The following is a 16,494-nucleotide window of genomic DNA, read 5'->3' as shown; positions in this document are numbered from 1 at the left end:
CCGTCGTGGGGCGGCGCCCGCCCCACGACGGGACTCAGCCGGTCGCCGACGCCAGCCTCGTCGACAGGTCCCGCATGTACGTGATCAGGGGCTCCGGGCCGTGGACCGTGAAGTCGACGTCCATCAGGGCGAGCCGGAGGGCCAGCCATTCCACCGAGTCGGCGACGCGGGCGCGGAGCCGGCAGTGGTCCGGGTCCGTCGCGACGGGGACGAGGTGGGACGGGAGGCGGGCGACGACGAACTCGGCCGGCGCGGCGAACGTCACGTCGAGGTCGACCTCGCCCTGGGCCCGTGCCATCGACCGGGCCATGTAGGTCGCGGCGTCCCCCGACGGCAGCTCGCGCGGGGTGAAGCGCGCGCCCGTGGGGAACGGCTCGCTGACCCGGTCCACCCGGAAGGTCCTCCAGTCCTCGCGCCCCAGGTCGTACGCGACGAGGTACCAGCGCCGCCCGGTCGAGACCAGCCGGTACGGCTCCACCAGCCGTTTCGACTCCGTGCCGTCCCCGGCCCGGTAGCCGAACCGCAGCCGCTCGTGCCCGGTCACCGCGCCCGCCAGTGCGGTCAGCGTGGCGGGGGTGACGGTGGCGCCGTCGCCCCGGGTCAGCGGGATCGTCGCGTTCTGCAGGGTGGAGACCCGGTGCCGCAGCCGCGCCGGCAGCACCTGCTCCAGCTTCGCCAGGGCCCGTACGGACGCCTCGTCGACGCCTTCGATGGCGTGCCCGGCCCCGGCGCGCAGGCCGACGGCGATCGCGACGGCCTCCTCGTCGTCGAGGAGCAGCGGCGGCATCGCCGTACCGGCGACGAGCCGGTAGCCGCCGACGGCGCCCATGGTGGCCTCGACGGGGTAGCCGAGGTCGCGGAGCCGGTCGATGTCGCGGCGGATGGTGCGCGGGGAGACCGAGAGCCGTTCGGCGAGTTCGCTTCCGGGCCACTCGCGCGGGGTCTGGAGGAGCGAGAGCAGATTCAGGAGTCGTGCCGGGGTGTCCGTCATGTCTTCCAGGATGAGGCTCATCTAGGACATGACCTGACCTACATGACTCCTATCTTCTTCGTATGAGTTCACACGAAGCCGCCAGCGAAGCGGCCGCGGCCAGCGACAAGCGGCGCTGGATCGCCCTCGCCATCGTCATGACCGCCGCCTTCATGGACCTGGTCGACGCCACGATCGTCAACATCGCGATCCCCAGCATCGAGAAGGACCTCGGCGCTTCGTTCGGGGCCATCCAGTGGATCACCGCCGGGTACGCGCTCGCGTTCGCCGCCGGTCTGATCACCGGTGGCCGCCTCGGGGACATCTACGGCCGCAAGCGCCTCTTCCTCCTCGGCACCGCCGGCTTCACCCTCGCCTCGGCGCTCTGCGGCTTCGCGGCCAACCAGGAGATGCTGGTCGGCTCCCGGCTGCTCCAGGGCGCGGCGGCGGCGATGATGGTCCCGCAGGTCCTGTCGATCATCCACGTCACGTTCCCCGCGCACGAGCGCGGCAAGGTCTTCGGGATGTTCGGCGCGATCATCGGCCTCGGCGCGGTCTCGGGCCCGCTGCTCGGCGCGCTGCTCACCCAGTGGAACATCGCGGGCCTGGAGTGGCGCCCGATCTTCCTGATCAACCTGCCGGTGGGCGTCGCCGCCCTGTTCCTGGGCCGGAAGTTCATCACCGAGTCGAAGGCGCCGAAGGCGCTCAGGCTCGACATGGTCGGCGTGCTCCTGGTGACGGCGGCGCTGCTCATGCTGGTCTACCCGCTGACCCGCGGCCGTGAGCTGGACTGGCCGCTCTGGGGCCACCTGATGATGGCCGGCAGCCTGCTCGTGTTCGCGGCGCTCGTGGCGTACGAGAAGTACAAGACGAAGAAGGACGGCTCCCCGCTCGTCGAGCTGTCGCTGTTCAAGGTGAAGAGCTTCGCGGCCGGCATCGCCGTGCAGCTGACCTTCGGTGTCGTCCTCGGCATCTTCTTCCTGGTGTGGACGCTGTACATGCAGATCGGGCTGGGCTGGAGCCCGCTGAAGGCCGGTCTGACCGGGGTGCCGTTCTCGATCTCGGTCTCGGTGGCCGCCGGCATGTCGGTGCAGAAGCTGGTGCCGCGCTTCGGCCGGAAGGTGCTCCAGGCGGGCGCGCTGACGATGATCGCGGGCATCCTGCTCTACCTCTTCGAGGCGGGGCGCTACGGGGCCGGGATCCACTCCTGGCAGATGATCCCGCCGCTGGTGGTCATGGGTCTGGGCATGGGCCTGATCGTGGCGCCGCTGACGGACGCCGTGCTCTCGGAGGTGCCGAAGGAGCACGCCGGTTCGGCCTCCGGCCTGATCAACACGACCGGGCAGATGGGCAACGCGCTCGGACTCGGCCTGGTGTCGGTGGTCTTCTTCGGGACGATCGACGACGAGAAGCTCGCCAAGGCGCCGTCCGAGGTGGGCGCGGCGTTCACCGACGCCTTCCAGAACTCGCTGGGCTGGGCGGCGGGCGTGCTCGCCCTGATCTTCCTGGTGATGTTCGCGCTGCCGGCGAAGCCGAAGCAGCACCTGGAGGGCGGCGGTGACGACGCCGACGGGACCGACGAGGCCGTGACGGCCGAGAAGGAGCCGGTGCTCGCGCACTGAGCCCCCCGGTGGGCGCTGGACGGAGAGGGGCGGTGCGCACGAGCGCACCGCCCCTCAGCCGTGCCGCCCTTCGGTCAGGGGCGCGTCAGGCCCGGCATGAGGTTGCGTGCCGTGCCGGGGGGCAGGGCCCGCTGGAACTTGCCGGCGCGCAGGGCGGCCGGGGTGGGTGTCGTCTGCTGGAACCAGCCCTCGTCCCAGACGAACGTCTGGCCGTTGATGTCGCCGTGGGTCTGCCACACCTCGCCGTTCGTGCGGACGATCTTGACGTAGGCGTCGTTGCCCTGTGCCTCGATCGCGATCCCGCACGCGTTGCCGGGGAAGGCGGTTCCCGCAGCCACGGAGCCGTTCGCGGGGTCGGTCATGGTCGCGGTCAGGTTGGTGAGGTCCTGCCAGGCGATCGTCCCGCCCGGGGTGGACGCCTTGCCGGCGTACGCCTTGCCACCGGTGAGCACGGCCTGGAAGTCCTCGGTGTTCGAAGGACTGAAGGTGTCGATGTCGGAGCAGGGCCCGGTCGGGCCGGTGGCTCCGGTCGCGCCTGTGGCACCGGTCGCTCCGGTCGCGCCTGTGGCTCCGGTGGCACCCGTGGCACCCGTGGCGCCCGTCGCGCCGGTCTCGCCCGTGGCTCCGGTGGCGCCCGTGGCGCCCGTCGCTCCGGTGGGGCCCGTCGGGCCGGTGTCACCGGTGGCACCCGTGGCTCCGGTGGCGCCCGTTGCTCCGGTCTCGCCCGTCGCTCCGGTGGCGCCTGTGGCTCCGGTGGCGCCTGTGGCACCGGTCGCGCCTGTGGCCCCCGTCGCTCCGGTCTCGCCCGTGGCACCGGTGGTGCCCGTGGCACCGGTCGCACCGGTCGCACCGGTGGCTCCGGTGGCTCCGGTGGCGCCCGTCGCACCGGTGGCGCCCGTCGCGCCCGTCGCGCCCGTGGGTCCGGTCGGGCCCGCCGGGCCCGTCGGGCCAGGGGGTCCCGTCGGGCCGACCTGGCAGTCGTCGTCGTGGCCGCCGCCACCCGTGCGCAGCGCGGCCTCGGTGAGGGCGCGGGGGCCCTGGACCTGCTGGTCGAGGAAGGCCGAGAGGTCGGCGTGCGAGGGCACGTCCTGCTCCCAGGGCGGCGCTCCGTCCTGCTCCTCCGCGGAGGGACCGTCCCCCTGGCGGCCGTCCCCGTGATGCGGCGGCGGGCCGTCCTCGTGGTGGCCGCCCTCGTGGTGGTGGGGGCGCTCCTCACAGGGGCCGCCCGGCGGGGGACCCGCGAGTGTCGTACCGGAGTTCTGGCCCCACGCGGCCGCGGCCGGGGAGGCGAAGCCGGTGAGGACGAGGGCAACGGAGGCGATGGCTCCGCTGCAGAGCCATCCGCGTCGTCGGGGCAGCGGGCCGAGCGGGGACCTGGTCCTGGCATCAGGACGCATGCATGCTCCTTCCTCCACCGGCTCCGCGGCCGGTGTGAGCGCGATCGAGAGGGGAAACGGAATCTCGTTCCCCTGGTCGGATCATCGGATCGCGCATGCGAAGGCTTGACCGATTTCCGGCGCTCTCAGCGCCATGGCCTAGCACGGACAGCCGATTGGATGCGTACGCGACGGCGAACTTCGAACGGCCCGTCGGCGCGCCGACCCCGATCCCCGGGAGGCGGCGCCTAGGGTCACCCACCCCATCGGCCCCCCGAGCGCTCTCCCGCCCCCACCGGAAGTGGTGTTGCCGTGCGTCCGTCCATCTGCTTGTGCATGATCGTCAAGAACGAGGCCGCGGTGATCGAACGCTGCCTCGCGTCCGTCCGCGGTCTCGTGGACACCTGGGTCATCTCCGACACCGGTTCCACCGACGGCACCCAGGACCTCATCCGCGCAGCCCTCGACGGCATCCCCGGGGAACTCCACGAGGAGCCGTGGGTGAACTTCGGCCACAACCGCAGCCTGAACATCGCGCACGCCCGCGGCCGGGCGGACTATCTGCTGCTCCTCGACGCCGACCACGTCCTGCGGCAGGACGCCCCGCTGCCCGCCGCGGGGGGCCCGCTCGCCGACGCGTACATGATCCGCCACCGGGGGACCGTCGAGTACCGCATCAAGCGCCTGGTCAGAGGTGATCTTCCGTGGCGGTACGAGGGGGTCACCCATGAGTACCTGACGGCGGACCGTGACCACGTCCAGGAGAACCTGGACGCCCTCGTCATCGAGGACCACGCCGACGGCGGCTCGCGGCACGACAAGTTCGAGCGGGACGCCCGGCTGCTGAGCGCGGAGCTCGAACGGGACCCGGCGAACCACCGCACGGTCTTCTACCTCGCGCAGACGCTCCGGGACATGGGCCGCAGGGACGAGGCCGTCGCCCTCTACGAGCGGCGCGCGGCGATGGGCGGCTGGGCGGAGGAGGTCTACTTCTCGCTGCTCCAGTCGGGGGTCCTCCGCGCCGACGCCGGCGACTGGCCGGCCGCGATGGACGCCCTCTCACGGGCCTGGGACTCCCGGCCGAGCCGCCTTGAGGCCTGCTACGAACTGGTGGCGAGGCTGCGGACGATGCGGCGCCACGAGACCGCCCACGCGATCGTGTCCGCCGTGGTGGACCGGGAGATGCCGGACGACGTGCTGTTCACGCAGCCGTGGGTGTACCGGTGGGGGCTGCTCTTCGAGTACTCGATCACCGCGTACTGGGTGGGTGACCACGCCGCCTCGCTCGACGCCTGCGACCGGCTGCTCGCGCTGCCGGACCTGCCCGAGAGCTACCGCGAACAGACCCGCGCCAACAGGGCGTTCGCCCTGGACCGCCTGGCCGGATCCGCGCCCCCCGTCCTGGCCCACTGATCACGGTCGCCCGCCCGCGGGTCGACCCCCCGAGGGGCCGGCCCGGGCGGGGCTCGGGTCAGCGGACGCGGGAGCGGGACTCCATCGCGCCGCGGGCCGCGCGCTCGTCCTCGTACACCTCGCACATGTGACGGCCGTCCGGCGTCGCGGTGTGCTCGACCTCCCAGAGGCTGACCTCGCTGCCGTCGAGCAGCAGGAACTGGTGCTCGTAGAGGGTGAAGCCGGCGTCCCGGCCGCCCTCCACCGGGCAGTGGCGGCCGAAGGCCTGCGTGATGTGGTGCGCGAAGGCCAGCCGGAGCCTGCGGGCCGTCCGCTCGCCCGGCCGGTCCGCGTTCTCCGCGCGGCGCAGGACGCGGCGGGCGTGGTCCGCGGAGTTGTCCGGCACGTACATCCGGGGCTGCGCCGGTATCGGGCGGGCGAGCAGCGCGCTCAGCAGCTCCAGGTCGTCGTCGTCATCGAGGGCGCGGCCGTCGGAGCGCTCCGCCGTCCACCCCGGCAGCGGCCCGGTCGGGAGGCGGGACGCGGCGAGCCGGGCCTCCGACTCCTCCGTGTACAGCTCGTACTGCTCGGTGCCGTCCCGGCCGGCGTTGTGCGCGAGCTCCCACAGGCTGAGCGCGCTGCCGTCGGCGAGCAGATAGGTGTGGCGGTGGGTCGTGCGGTGCAGCGACGCGCTGTGGTGCGAGGAGTGCAGCGCGCTGGAGTGGGCGAGCGCCGTGCCGAGGCGCTCGACCGTCGAGTCGGGCAGGTCGAAGGAGTTGAGGGCCCTGCCGAGGAGCCGCTCAAGGTGCGTCTCGGTCGTCTCGTACGGATCGTGAGGATCCTGCGGATCGTTCAAGAGGGTCTCCAGGCCGTCGCCGCATGTCACTTGGTGCTTGCTTAACGTAGTCCCTGGGTCCGACATCTGGTCCGGGGTTCCGGAAAACGAGGGGCACCCTTGGGAAGTTCCCGCCCCTTTCATTCAACTCCCTTGGGCTTACCGGGAGTACGTGCCCGCCTCCGGTCCGTACAGCTCGCCGTACGAGGGGAAGTCGCCGCCGGGTCCGCGCTGCCCGCCGGGGGCCGCGAGGACCGCGCGGACGATCGCCCGGGTCACCAGGTCCGCGCCCGCCGCCAGGATCGCGTTCAGGGCGAGCGGCCCCGGCCCCTCCGGCAGCTCCCGCGCCCCGGTCGCCAGCGCGAACACCGTGTCGCCGTCGTTCATCAGGTGCACCGGGCGCACCGCGCGCGCGATGCCGTCGTGCGCGGTGCCGGCCACCTTCTGCGCCTGGGCGCGGGTGAGCGCCGCGTCGGTCGCGACGACCGCGAGCGTGGTGTTCATCGGGGGCGGGGCGCCCGCCGTCCGGGCCTCCGCGAGGCGCCGCAGCGCCGCCTCGTGGACCCCGCCGTCCGGGAACGCCGGCCGGCCCGCCTCGAAGTAGCTGCCGTAGGGGACGCCCGTGGTCGGGTCGACGGCCGAGCCCGCCGCGTTCACGACGACGAGCGCGCCGACCGTGATCCCCGACTCCAGGACGGTGCTCGCCGTCCCCACCCCGCCGCGCAGCCCCCCGGCCACCGCGCCGGTGCCCGCGCCGACCGCGCCCGTCTCCACGCGCGCGCGGTCCCCGCTCGCGGCCGCCGCCTCGACCGCGGCCCGGCCCGTCGCCGCGTCCGGGCGGGCCGTGAAGTCGCCGCCCCGGCCCAGGTCGAAGACGCAGGCGGCGGGCACCACGGGCACCACGTGCGAGGGATCGGGGCCCACGCGCACGCCCCGGTTCCGCTCCGCCAGCCACGCCATCACCCCGGCGGCGGAGTCCAGGCCGTACGCGCTGCCGCCGGTCAGGACGAGCGCGTCGATCCGCTGGACCAGGTTCCGCGGGTCGAGGGCGTCCGTCTCCCGCGTGCCGGGACCGCCGCCCCGTACGTCCACGGCGGCCACCGCACCGCCCTCCGGGGCCAGCACGACCGTGGTCCCGCTCAGCGCCCCCGGCCCGGCCACGCGCGCGTGGCCCACGCGCAGCCCGCTCACGTCGGTGATCGCGTCCCGGCCGTCCGTCTCCTCGGGGAGTGTCATGTCCCCTGCCTACCACGGTGCTTGGCTCAGCGCTTGGGGCCGAGGTAGGTGCCGCCCGAGGCGTCGATCACGGTGCCGGTGATCCAGCGGCCGTCCTCCGAGGCCAGGAAGGCCACCGGGTCGGCGATGTCCTCGGGCTGCCCGACCCACGGCAGCGCCTGCCCGGCGATCAGCATGCCCTCCAGCGCGGGCATCGCCGCCATGGCGGCGGTGAGACCGGCGGTCTGCGTCGGGCCGGGGGCGACCGTGTTGACGGTGATCCGGCGCTCCCCGACGACGTTGGCGAGGGTACGGGTGAAGGTCTCCATCGCGCCCTTCGTCATCGCGTACGCCAGCTCGTCGGCGAGCGCGATCCGGGTGACGGCGGACCCGATGTTGACGATCCGGCCGCCGTCCCGGAGCAGCGGCAGCAGCTCCCGCACGAGGAAGTACGGTGCCCGGACGTTGACGGCGAAGACGCGGTCGAAGGCCTCCGGGGTCTCGTCCGCGAGGTGACCGCCCGAGGTCGTCGCGGCGGCGTTGTTGACCAGGACGTCGAGCACCGTCCCGCCGGTGTGGGCGGCGAGCCCGGCCCGGAGGCCGTCGGCGAGGGCGAGCACGCCGTCGTACGAGGCCAGGTCGGCGCCGACGGAGAAGGCCCGCCCGCCGTCCCGGACGATCAGGTCCACGGTCTCCTGCGCGGCGGCGGCGTCCTGCCCGTAGTGGACGGCGACGACCATCCCGTCGGCGGCGAGCCGGCGGGCGACGGCGCGCCCGATGCCGCGGGAGGAACCGGTGACGAGCGCGGTGCGGGTGGGCTGCTGCATGACGTACTCCCCGGGGCGGGCCCGGGGCGTCTCCCCGGGGCACGGGAGTACGGTGGCGCGCCCCCCTGACGAGCCGCTGACGAGCCGCTGACGACCGCCTGACGGCGTCGCCCCGCCCGTGGGGGCTACGGCTCCTGGAGGCCCGCCCTGCGGGACGTCTCATGGGCGCGGGCGCGGTCCGTCGCCGCCGACGACGGGTTCCCGGACGTCTCGTGGAGGGTCGCCCGGCGCAGGAGGAGGTCCACCACGTCCTCCGCCACGCCCAGGCACTCGAAGAGTTCCAGGGCCTCCGCCAGGAGGGGCAGCGGGTCGCGGGCGTGCGCCGCGAGGCCCTCCAGGGCCGTCGCCGTCCCCCATCGTTCGCCGAGCGCGCGGAAGCCCGCGAGCGCCTCCGTCAGGAGGGCCTCCGCCTCGGCCGGAACCGTCGTCAGATGGGCCCGGCCCACGAGCCCCAGCGCCCGGGACCACGGGTCGTCGCCGAGCCGCAGGCCCTCCAGGGGGCCCACGGACGTCGACCACAGGAACGCGGTGTACGGCTGCCGCAGCGGGGCCGTACGCGCGCGGAGGAACGCCGCGGCCCGGTCGACGTGTTCGCCCTCGCGCAGGCCCGCCGCGAGGACGCACAGCGCGTACTCCTCGCCCCGCTCCGCCGTCGGCTCCACCCGGCCGAGGAGCTCCGCGACCGGTGCCGCCACCCGGCCCCGCAGCCCGCGCAGCCACCAGTACGGGCTCAGCGCCGCCACGAGCCGCAGCCCGTCCTCGGGGGCGGCCCGTCGCAAGGCCGCCCGCAGGTTCGCGTCCTCCGCGTCCAGCCGGGCCAGCCACTCCAGCTGGGCGGCTCCCCGCAGTTCGGGATCGGCCGCCTCCGCGAGGTCCCGGTAGTGGGCGAGGTGCGCGGCCGGGGCGGGATCGTCGTGCGGGAGGCGCTCGGCGGCGTACGCCCGGATCGTCTCCAGCATCCGGTGGCGGCCGTCGTCCCGCACCTCCACCAGCGACTTCTCCACGAGCGACGCCAGGGTCGCCCCGTCCGCCCCGCACACCCGGGCCACCGTCTCCGCCGTCGCCCCGCCGCGGAACACGGAGAGCCGCGCGGCCAGTTCCCGCTCGCCGGGTTCGAGCAGCGACCAGCTCCACTCCACCACCGCCCGCAGCGTCCGGTGCCGCTCCGGCGCCGTGCGGTCCCCGCGCGACAGCAGCTCGAACCGTTCGCCGAGCCCGTCCGCCAGCTCCTCCACGGACAGGGTCCGCAGCCGTGCCGCCGCCAGCTCGACGGCGAGCGGCAGCCCGTCGAGGCCCGCGCACAGCTCCGCCACGCGCGCGTGGCCCGTGAATCCGGGCCGTACGGCCGCCGCCCGCCGCACGAACAGTTCCTGCGCCGCCCCCGGCTCCAGCGCGCCGAGCGGCAGCAGCGACTCCCCGGTGATGCCGAGCGCCTCCCGGCTCGTCGTCAGGACCCGCAGCCCGGGGCAGGCGGCGAGCAGGCGCCGTACGAGGACGGCCGTCTCCGCGACGACGTGCTCGCAGTTGTCCGCGATCAGCAGCACCGGCCGCCCGGCCAGGGCCGCTTCGAGCCGCGCGGCGCCCCGCACCCCGAGCGCCGCCGCGAACGCCTCGGCGACCTCGCCGGCCACGAGCCCGGAGCCCCCGTACGCGGCCCCGCTCCCGCCCGTCACCGCCCCCAGGTCCACGAAGCGGACCTCCCCGGGCAGCCCCGCCCCCACCTCCAGGGCCAGCCGGGTCTTGCCCGCGCCGCCCGGCCCCACCAGGGTCACCAGACGGGCCGCCGTCACCAGCGCCGCCAGCCGCTCCCGCTCCCTCTCGCGTCCCACGAAGTCCGTCAGCGGCGCCGGCAGCGGCGGGCACGTCCGCTCCGGTGCCGCCGCACCGCCCCGCAGTACCTCCAGGTGCACGGCGGACAGTTCCGGCGACGGATCGGCCCCCAGCTCCTCCGCCAGGGCCGCCCGCACCTCCTCGAACACGGCCAGCGCCTCCGCCTGCCGCCCCGCCGCGCCGAGCGCCCGCATCTGCAGGCCCCGCAGCCGTTCGCGCAGCGGCTGCGCGCGGACCGCCCGCTCCACCTCCCGTACGAGAACCGCCGGGTCACCGCCCGCGGCCAGTTCGGCGGCGGCCCACTCCTCCACCGCGTCCAGCCGCAGCGCGTCGAGCCGGGCCGCCTGACCCGCCGCGAACGGCGCGTCCCGTACGTCCGCGAGCGCCGCCCCCCGCCACAGCCCGAGCCCTTCCCGCAGCAGCGCGGCAGCCCGTCCCGGGTCGCCCGCCGCGGCCGCCCGCGCGCCCTCACGGGCGAGCGCCTCGAACCGCAGCACGTCCACGTCCGCGGCCGGGTCCGCGACGGCCAGCCGGTACCCGCCGGGCGAGAACTCCACCGTCACGCCCGGTGGAAGGGCCCGGCGCAGCCGCGAGACCTGGGCCTGGAGCGCGCCCTGGACGCCGGCCGGCGGCTCGTCCCCGTACAGCCCGTCGACGAGCCGCTCCACCGGCACGGTCCTGCCCGCGTCGAGGAGGAGCCGGGCCAGCAGGGCGCGGACCTTGGGGGCGCCGACGGCCCCGGCTGCGCCGGTGACGGTGAGCGGTCCCAGGAGGCGGAAGATCATGTGCCGGATTGTGTCCCGCCGGACGGCGGCCCTTCCAGCCCTCAAGCCGTCCGGGCCCCGGCCCTTCCAGCCCTCAAGCCGTCCGGGCCCCGGCCCTCCGGTCCTCAAGCCGTCCGGGCCCCGGCCCTCCGGTCCTCAAGCCGTCCGGCTCCCGGCCCTCCGGCCCTCCGGTCCTCAAGCCCTCCAGTCCTCCGGGCCGCCGTCCCCGCCGGACGGCGGCCCTTCCAGCCCCCTCCCCTCGGGCCTCCGGTGGTGTCCTTCAGGCCGTCCTCGCGCGCGTGCCCGCGGTCCTGGCGGTCAGGGTCACGCCGACCGCGACGGTCGCCGCCGCGACGACCCCGGCCGCGAGCACGGCCCAGCGGCCCGCGAACGAGCACATCAGGATCGCGAACGACGACACCGGGAGCACCAGTTGCTGGGCGATGCCGATCTTGAAGTAGCGGGCGTGCAGCAGCCACACCGACAGCAGGAACACCGCCGAGGGGATCGTCACCGCCGCGGAGGCGGCGAGCGTGGAGATGTGGGCCTTCCCCACGGCCTGCTCGACGGCGATCTCCAGACCCGCGCCGACCGCCGCGGCCGAAGCGAAGATCACGTAGTGCCCGTAGCCCCACAGGAAGCCCTGACGGCTGGACGTCAGCCGGTCGTGGGCGGGCACGACGAAGTAGATCCACCAGGCGGCGAAGACCAGCAGCAGACCGCCCGCGGCGATCGTCAGCACCTCGCCGAGCGCGTCGTTCTCGGCGATCCCGGTCTTCACGGCGACCGTCGCGGCGGCCACGGTCTCGCCGAGCACGATGATGGTGAACAGGCCGTACCGCTCGGCGATGTGATGCGGATGCCAGGTGCTGGGCGCGTCCTTCTCCGCGTACACCGGCACCGCCATCTCCGCCAGCGCCATCACCAGGAACACCCACGGGCGGGCCGGCTCGGGCGCCAGGAGCAGGCCGAGCCAGCCGATCTGGACGGCGAGGACCCCGCCCGCGTACCGGCGGCACATCGTCCGCTCCGCCGGGGCGGTGGCGTGGTGGGAGGCCCGCAGCCACTGCGAGGCGAGCGCGACCCGCATCACGAGGTAGCCGAGGTAGACGACGAGGAAGTCGTGCTCCTCGAACGCGCGGGACACCCCGGCGGCGAGGATGAGCACACCGGCGATCTGGACGAGGGTGACGACGCGGTAGAGGACGTCGTCGTTGTCGTACGCGGAGGCGAACCAGGAGAAGTTCATCCAGGCCCACCAGATCGCGAAGAAGATCATCGCGTAGTTGAGGATGCCCTCTCCGGCGTGGCCCTCCGCGACCGCGTGCACCAGCTCGGCACCGGCCTGGGCGACCGCCACGACGAAGCAGAGGTCGAAGAAGAGCTCCAGGGGCGTGGCGGTCCGGTGCGTCTCCTCGCGGGAGCGGGCGGTGAGGGGAAGGAACGGTTGTGTCATGCGCCCCAGCACAGCAGAGCGGGCGCCGGGCCGGTGTGCCTGCCACGCCCGGGGTCTCCTCCGTCCGCGCACCGGGCGGCCACGGCCGCCGCCAGGAGCGGGTGGCCCTGGCCGCCGTACCGGACACGCCTGCCTCGACGATCCGGAGGCCGCCCTGCCGGTGCTGCCGGTTCCTCCGGCCTCCCGCTGACGGGACCTCCGCCCGCCCGTCCGGCGACCATCGGCTCTGACCTCACCCTCCCGCGCGGGCGCAGCCTGGAAGGGCAAGGAAGCACGGTCCCGAAACATCAGGGAAGCGCCATGAGTTCCGTAGTCCAGGACAGCAGAACGGCCGGCCGGTCACCCGCCTCGTACGACGCGGAGCAGTACCGTCCCGGGAAGCCGATCACCGACTGGGAGCCGGAGAACGAGCTCTTCTGGACGTCGATCGGCAAGAGGGTCGCCACCCGCAACCTGTGGATCGCCGTCCCGGCGCTGCTCGTGGCGTTCGTCGTCTGGCAGGTGTGGTCGGTCACGGCGACGAACCTGAAGGACGTCGGGTTCGGCTTCTCGACCTCCCAGCTGTTCTGGCTGACGGCCGTTCCCGGTCTGACCGGCGGCACGGCCCGGATCCTCTACACCTTCCTCGGTCCGATGGTCGGCCAGCGCCGTTTCACCGCGCTGTCGACGGCGGTCCTCGTCGTCCCGCTGATCTGGCTGGGCGTCGCCATCCAGGACCCGACGACCCCGTACGGAGTGATGGTCGCCATCGCCGCGCTCTGCGGCATCGGCGGCGCGAACTTCGCCTCCTCCCTCGCGAACATCGGTTTCTTCTTCCCGAAGGCGAGGAAGGGCAGCGCGACCGGCATCAACGGCGGTCTCGGCAACCTGGGCGTCTCCGTCGTCCAGCTGCTGACCCCGATCGTCATCACCTGGTCGACGATCGCGATCGGTTCGGCCCAGCACAAGGCGGACGGCACCCCGGTGTATCTGCAGAACGCCGCGTTCCTGTGGGTGCCGGTGCTGCTCGTCCTCGCCGCGGTCGCCTGGTTCGGCCAGAACGACCTGAAGGTGGCCTCGACCCCCTTCCGCCGACAGAAGATCATCTTCAGGCGCAAGCACAACTGGCTGATGACCTGGCTGTACGTCGGCACCTTCGGCTCCTTCATCGGCTTCGCCGCCGCGCTGCCGATGCTGATCAAGACCACCTTCCCGGACTACTCGGTCGCCACGTACGCCTGGATGGGCCCCGCCGTCGGCGCCCTGGCCCGCTGGGGCGGCGGCTGGATCGCCGACAGGTGGGGCGGCGCCCGGGTCACGATCCTGTCCTTCGTGGGCATGGCGGCCTCGATCGTCGGTGTGATCACCTTCCTGCCGTCGGGCGGTGACGCCGGCTCCTTCTACGGCTTCTTCTTCTGCTTCCTCGCCGCGTTCTTCTTCTCCGGGATCGGCAACGGCTCCACCTTCCGGCAGATCCCGGTCATCTTCCGCGGCACCCACCTCAAGGGCCTCGAAGAGGGCACCCCGGAATACGCGAGGGCGCTCAAGCAGGCGGAGATGGAGTCCGGCGCGGTCACCGGTTTCACCTCGGCCGTCGCCGCCTACGGATTCTTCTTCATCCCGGCCCTCTTCGGCTCCGTGGCCGTGACCAGCGCGATGTGGGGATTCGTCGCCTTCTACCTCAGCTGCACGGTCGTGACCTGGTGGTTCTACGCCCGGAAGAACGCCGAGGCCCCCAGCTAGAGACAGGAATTCCACCGAGGAAAGACCCCGCCCGCGGCGGGGTCTTTCCGCATGCCCGGCACGGGACCTACGGCCCCCGAACGGTGACCAACGCCGCCCGAAACGATCGATCGGAAGGAGTGGAATGAAGACAGGCAACGACGCGATCGAATGATTCGAAGAAGGCGGTGCGGGCAGTGACTGCTACCCCTGCTGAGGCAACGGTGAACGAGCGAGCCTGGAAGGGCTTCAAGGGCGGACTCTGGCGCGACGCCATCGACGTCCGCGACTTCATCCAGCAGAACTACACGCCGTACGAAGGGGACGACTCCTTCCTCGCCGGGCCCACCGAGCGGACCACCGCCGTGTGGAAGGCCCTCACGGACCGCTTCCCCGAGGAGCGCGCCAAGGGCGTGTACGACGTCTCGTACGACGTCCCCTCCACCATCACCGCCCACGCCCCCGGATACGTCGACCGCGACAAGGACCTGATCGTCGGCCTCCAGACCGACGCCCCGCTCAAGCGCGCGATCATGCCGTACGGCGGCTGGCGCATGGTCGCCGGCGCCCTGGAAACCTACGGCTACCCGGTCTCCGCCGAGCTGGAGAAGGTCTTCACCGAGTACCGCAAGACCCACAACGCCGGCGTCTTCGACGCGTACACCCCCGAGATCCGCGCCGCCCGCAAGGCCGGCGTCGTCACCGGACTCCCCGACGCCTACGGCCGCGGCCGCATCATCGGCGACTACCGCCGCGTCGCCCTCTACGGCGTCGACCGCCTCGTCGAGGCGAAGAAGGAGGAGAAGGCGGAGCTCGACTCCCTTCCCGCGGGCCACCGTTCACTGGAGGAGACGATCCGGCTCCGCGAGGAGCTGTCCGAGCAGATCCGCGCCCTCGGCGAACTGAAGACGATGGCCGCCTCCTACGGCCACGACATCTCCGGCCCCGCCACCACCGGCCACGAGGCCGTCCAGTGGCTGTACTTCGCCTATCTCGCCGCCGTGAAGGAGCAGAACGGCGCCGCGATGTCCCTCGGCCGCACCTCCACCTTCCTCGACGTCTACCTCCAGCGTGACGTCGAGGCCGGTCTCCTCACCGAGGAGCGGGCCCAGGAACTCGTCGACGACTTCGTCATCAAGCTCCGCATCGTCCGCTTCCTGCGCACCCCCGAGTACGACGAACTGTTCTCCGGCGACCCCACCTGGGTCACCGAGTCCCTCGCCGGCATGGGCGAGGACGGCCGCCCCCTGGTCACCAGGACCTCCTTCCGCTACCTCCAGACCCTCTACAACCTGGGCCCGGCCCCCGAGCCCAACATGACCGTCCTCTGGTCGCCGCGGCTCCCCCGGGGCTTCAAGGAGTTCTGCGCGAAGGTCTCCATCGACACCTCCTCCGTGCAGTACGAGTCGGACGAGCTGATGCGCCCCCGGTTCGGCGACGACACCGCCATCGCCTGCTGCGTCTCCGCGATGCCCGTCGGCAGGCAGATGCAGTTCTTCGGCGCCCGCGTGAACCTCGCCAAGACCCTCCTCTACGCGATCAACGGCGGCCGCGACGAGAAGTCCGGCGCCCAGGTCGGCCCGGCCACCGGCGCCATCACGGCGGACGTCCTCGACTACGACGAGGTCATGGCCCGCTTCGACGAGCAGATGGAATGGCTCGCGAGCGTCTACGTCCACGCCCTGAACGTCATCCACTACATGCACGACAGGTACGCCTACGAGCGCATCGAGATGGCGCTCCACGACCGTGACGTGCGCCGCACCATGGCCTGCGGCATCGCCGGCCTCTCCGTCGCCGCCGACTCCCTCGCCGCCGTGAAGTACGCCCGGGTCACCCCGGTCCGGGACGAGACCGGTCTCGCCACCGACTACGTCGTCGAGGGCGACTACCCGGCGTACGGCAACAACGACGAGCGGGCCGACGCGATCGCGGTCCGGCTGGTCGAGGAGTTCATGCGGAAGATCCGCAAGCACCCCACCTACCGCGACGCCGAACACACCCAGTCCGTCCTGACCATCACCTCCAACGTCGTCTACGGCACGAAGACCGGCAACACCCCCGACGGCCGCCGCGCCGGCGAACCCTTCTCGCCGGGCGCCAACCCGATGAACGGCCGCGACACCCACGGCTACGTCGCCTCGGCCCTGTCGGTCGCCAAACTCCCGTACGAGGACGCCGAGGACGGCATCTCGCTGACCAGCACCGTCACCCCCGACGGCCTGGGCCGCACCCCCGAGGAGCGGATCAGGAACCTCGCGGGCGTCCTCGACGGCTACATGGCCGGCGACGGCTTCCACATGAACGTCAACGTCCTCGACCGCGACGTCCTGGAGGACGCGATGGAGCACCCGGAGAACCACCCCCAGCTGACCATCCGGGTCTCCGGTTACGCGGTCAACTTCGTCCGGCTCAGCCGCGAACAGCAGCTGGACGTCCTGAACCGCACCTTCCACGGCTCCCTGTAGCCCCGTGATCGCACCCGGGGCCGGTGATCCCCACCCCG

The 16,494-nt window shown here is 73.1% G+C and carries 11 protein-coding genes; 4 read left to right on the top strand and 7 right to left on the bottom strand.

Annotation, left to right across the window (positions count from 1 at the left end; translation table 11 throughout):
• Nucleotides 1-34: 34 nt before the first annotated feature.
• Nucleotides 35-991: a helix-turn-helix transcriptional regulator gene (locus tag ABTY59_RS17285; protein ID WP_352019789.1), complete on the bottom strand. Its 957-nt coding sequence runs from the start codon at nucleotides 989-991 to the stop codon at nucleotides 35-37.
• Between the two features lie 62 nt (nucleotides 992-1,053).
• On the opposite strand from ABTY59_RS17285, the gene ABTY59_RS17280 reads away from it, so the two are divergent.
• A complete protein-coding gene (locus ABTY59_RS17280; RefSeq protein ID WP_352019788.1) occupies nucleotides 1,054-2,592 on the top strand; it encodes an MFS transporter in 1,539 nt (512 codons plus the stop codon).
• 74 nt (nucleotides 2,593-2,666) lie between these two features.
• Here ABTY59_RS17280 and ABTY59_RS17275 read toward each other — a convergent pair whose 3' ends face one another.
• The gene (locus ABTY59_RS17275) at nucleotides 2,667-3,989 is read right to left on the bottom strand and encodes a hypothetical protein (RefSeq protein WP_352019787.1); all 1,323 of its coding nucleotides are present in this window, start codon (nucleotides 3,987-3,989) and stop codon (nucleotides 2,667-2,669) included.
• Nucleotides 3,990-4,304: 315 nt separating this feature from the next.
• Between ABTY59_RS17275 and ABTY59_RS17270 the strand changes: the two genes are divergently transcribed.
• The gene (locus ABTY59_RS17270) at nucleotides 4,305-5,381 is read left to right on the top strand and encodes a tetratricopeptide repeat-containing glycosyltransferase (RefSeq protein ID WP_352019786.1); all 1,077 of its coding nucleotides are present in this window, start codon (nucleotides 4,305-4,307) and stop codon (nucleotides 5,379-5,381) included.
• A 58-nt stretch (nucleotides 5,382-5,439) separates the two neighbouring features.
• Here ABTY59_RS17270 and ABTY59_RS17265 read toward each other — a convergent pair whose 3' ends face one another.
• The 5 genes from ABTY59_RS17265 to ABTY59_RS17245 form a co-directional block, all read right to left on the bottom strand.
• Complete coding sequence (locus ABTY59_RS17265; RefSeq protein ID WP_352019785.1) at nucleotides 5,440-6,282, bottom strand: DUF6227 family protein; 843 nt, start codon at nucleotides 6,280-6,282, stop codon at nucleotides 5,440-5,442.
• Nucleotides 6,283-6,354: 72 nt separating this feature from the next.
• Complete coding sequence (locus ABTY59_RS17260; protein WP_352019784.1) at nucleotides 6,355-7,431, bottom strand: P1 family peptidase; 1,077 nt, start codon at nucleotides 7,429-7,431, stop codon at nucleotides 6,355-6,357.
• 26 nt (nucleotides 7,432-7,457) lie between these two features.
• Nucleotides 7,458-8,237, bottom strand: a complete 780-nt coding sequence (locus tag ABTY59_RS17255) for an SDR family oxidoreductase (protein WP_352019783.1) — start codon at nucleotides 8,235-8,237, stop codon at nucleotides 7,458-7,460.
• A 125-nt stretch (nucleotides 8,238-8,362) separates the two neighbouring features.
• On the bottom strand, nucleotides 8,363-10,852 hold the full coding sequence (locus tag ABTY59_RS17250; RefSeq protein WP_352019782.1) for an ATP-binding protein: 2,490 nt from the start codon (nucleotides 10,850-10,852) through the stop codon (nucleotides 8,363-8,365).
• Between the two features lie 259 nt (nucleotides 10,853-11,111).
• Nucleotides 11,112-12,287 carry a low temperature requirement protein A gene (locus ABTY59_RS17245; protein WP_352019781.1) on the bottom strand — a complete coding sequence of 392 codons (1,176 nt, stop codon included), beginning with the start codon at nucleotides 12,285-12,287 and terminating at the stop codon, nucleotides 11,112-11,114.
• 300 nt (nucleotides 12,288-12,587) lie between these two features.
• Here ABTY59_RS17245 and ABTY59_RS17240 point away from each other — a divergent pair, with 300 nt between their 5' ends.
• Both ABTY59_RS17240 and pflB read left to right on the top strand, forming a co-directional pair.
• A complete protein-coding gene (locus ABTY59_RS17240; RefSeq protein WP_352019780.1) occupies nucleotides 12,588-14,009 on the top strand; it encodes an MFS transporter in 1,422 nt (473 codons plus the stop codon).
• Nucleotides 14,010-14,176: 167 nt separating this feature from the next.
• Nucleotides 14,177-16,456, top strand: a complete 2,280-nt coding sequence (pflB, locus tag ABTY59_RS17235; protein ID WP_352019779.1) for a formate C-acetyltransferase — start codon at nucleotides 14,177-14,179, stop codon at nucleotides 16,454-16,456.
• Nucleotides 16,457-16,494: the final 38 nt, after the last annotated feature.

The organism is Streptomyces sp. NPDC096079 (assembly GCF_040303145.1).
Classification (GTDB): domain Bacteria; phylum Actinomycetota; class Actinomycetes; order Streptomycetales; family Streptomycetaceae; genus Streptomyces.
Note: the sequence above shows the minus strand (reverse complement) of the source record. Positions and strands in the feature narration are given on the sequence as shown.

Coding starts and splice junctions, on each gene's coding strand:
- ABTY59_RS17240 (WP_352019780.1), top strand. CDS start 12,588: ATGAGTTCCGTAGTCCAGGACAGCAGAACGGCCGGCCGGTCACCCGCC.
- ABTY59_RS17275 (WP_352019787.1), bottom strand. CDS start 3,989: ATGCGTCCTGATGCCAGGACCAGGTCCCCGCTCGGCCCGCTGCCCCGA.
- ABTY59_RS17260 (WP_352019784.1), bottom strand. CDS start 7,431: ATGACACTCCCCGAGGAGACGGACGGCCGGGACGCGATCACCGACGTG.
- ABTY59_RS17250 (WP_352019782.1), bottom strand. CDS start 10,852: ATGATCTTCCGCCTCCTGGGACCGCTCACCGTCACCGGCGCAGCCGGG.
- ABTY59_RS17255 (WP_352019783.1), bottom strand. CDS start 8,237: ATGCAGCAGCCCACCCGCACCGCGCTCGTCACCGGTTCCTCCCGCGGC.
- ABTY59_RS17265 (WP_352019785.1), bottom strand. CDS start 6,282: ATGTCGGACCCAGGGACTACGTTAAGCAAGCACCAAGTGACATGCGGC.
- ABTY59_RS17245 (WP_352019781.1), bottom strand. CDS start 12,287: ATGACACAACCGTTCCTTCCCCTCACCGCCCGCTCCCGCGAGGAGACG.
- ABTY59_RS17270 (WP_352019786.1), top strand. CDS start 4,305: ATGATCGTCAAGAACGAGGCCGCGGTGATCGAACGCTGCCTCGCGTCC.
- ABTY59_RS17280 (WP_352019788.1), top strand. CDS start 1,054: ATGAGTTCACACGAAGCCGCCAGCGAAGCGGCCGCGGCCAGCGACAAG.
- ABTY59_RS17285 (WP_352019789.1), bottom strand. CDS start 991: ATGACGGACACCCCGGCACGACTCCTGAATCTGCTCTCGCTCCTCCAG.